Origin of the sequence: Treponema zioleckii, from assembly GCF_014737315.1 — a bacterium.
GTDB classification, from domain to species: Bacteria; Spirochaetota; Spirochaetia; order Treponematales; family Treponemataceae; genus Treponema_D; species Treponema_D zioleckii.
This window is the reverse complement of sequence record NZ_JPUF01000154.1, coordinates 1-820: the sequence shown is the minus strand read 5'-3', so window position 1 is coordinate 820 and position 820 is coordinate 1. Positions and strand designations below refer to the sequence as shown.

Below are 820 nucleotides of genomic sequence, written 5' to 3'. Positions count from 1 at the left end.
GAAATCCATGAATAAAATTTATCATCTTCCATTATAAAACCCCTGCTCGTCTTCTAATACTTCATTAAATCGTCTTTTTAAAAAATTCAAATCTCTCAAGATGTTTATTCCATCAATATCAACCTGTGCCAAAAAAGTCCGATACCAATCGCATTATTTTAAATATCCAATCCAATCATCGTAATGAGAAGTCAACAAACGAAAAGCATACCATCTCTCCTTTTTATCGAGGTCGCTACCAGCTGCTTTGTTCAAAATATCAATATCAACTTCTTTAGTTTGCTTTATAAAATCAAAATCAATTTTTCTTATTTGATTTAAAAAATCTTGATATACAAGACATTTATTACAAATGTCCTGCATTCTATCTCGTTTGCCAATTACAGCATAATAATCATCGTAAGTATATTTTTTCCATGAAAATAATTTATGTACATTGAGTTCCCATTGCTTAATGTAATAAACCAAGCCTTCTTTTTTTGCTATTAAAGGAACCGTATTTATTTCCATATATTCTTCAACTGTAATCACTTCTTACTTCCAACCTTCTAACATTCTATCAGGATTATCTGGTAAATATATAGTTCCTTTGTCGTCAGCAGATGGATTATATATTAGAGCCGTACCATCATCCGCCATATACAATTTAGAACCATCCCTTTTACGAGTTTTAACTTTTGTATTAGGGTCAGACAAGATATCATCTATCCGTTGTCTTATACCTTCTTCCGTCGGATTGTCAAAATTAACTTCATAACCATGCCCGCCATCGTGAGAATGTTGTGCTATAGCTTTCTTATCAGCCTCCGGAATCGCATCT

At 32.4% G+C, this 820-nt stretch carries 2 protein-coding genes; both read right to left on the bottom strand.

The genetic code is table 11. The annotated features are described in order from the left end of the window. Positions 1-153: 153 nt before the first annotated feature. Positions 154-531: a hypothetical protein gene (locus JI65_RS16975; protein WP_191018345.1), complete on the bottom strand. Its 378-nt coding sequence runs from the start codon at positions 529-531 to the stop codon at positions 154-156. Positions 532-534: 3 nt separating this feature from the next. After that, on the bottom strand, positions 535-820 hold a 286-nt coding region (locus tag JI65_RS16970; protein WP_191018344.1), incomplete at its 5' end, for a hypothetical protein.